Origin of the sequence: Siphonobacter sp. BAB-5405, assembly GCF_002872335.1 — a bacterium.
Classification (GTDB): Bacteria; Bacteroidota; Bacteroidia; order Cytophagales; family Spirosomataceae; genus Siphonobacter.
In genome coordinates, this window is sequence record NZ_NJAG01000244.1 from 1 (window position 1) to 436 (window position 436).

Annotated in this window: 1 protein-coding gene; it reads right to left on the reverse strand. The window is 32.1% G+C overall.

The features are described 5' to 3' along the window. Positions 1–40 precede the first annotated feature (40 nt). On the reverse strand, positions 41–436 hold a 396-nt coding region (locus BWI97_RS28000; RefSeq protein ID WP_158242909.1), incomplete at its 5' end, for a hypothetical protein.

Below are 436 nucleotides of genomic sequence, written 5' to 3' on the forward strand. Positions count from 1 at the left end.
TTATTAAGAAGCAGAATAATATGTATTTCATCCTTACAAGTTAGTTAATAGTTGGACAAACGGAATGTAAATTTTGTTTATTGCCTTCACCATATGAAGTATAGTGTACAATATTTGATGAATTTAGAATATATTTTGGCATACCAAGGTATGCATTTGTAGCAAATGCCTTATCATTATCGCTAGCTATATCCTGATTCACGCCATTAGGATGAGTATGATAATGCCCTGCAACTGTGTGAGTTCTGTATTCAACTGGATTCTTACTATAATCATAAGTAGTTATTTCCCATGTACCATTGCTTGATTGACCCATAGAAAAAACAGTTCTGTTGCTTTCATCTGTATATTGATTAGAAGTATATGAAGTTACCGGGTTATTCTCAATACTGGGTAAGATAAAAACCTTACCATCTGTAGTATATATTCCTACATT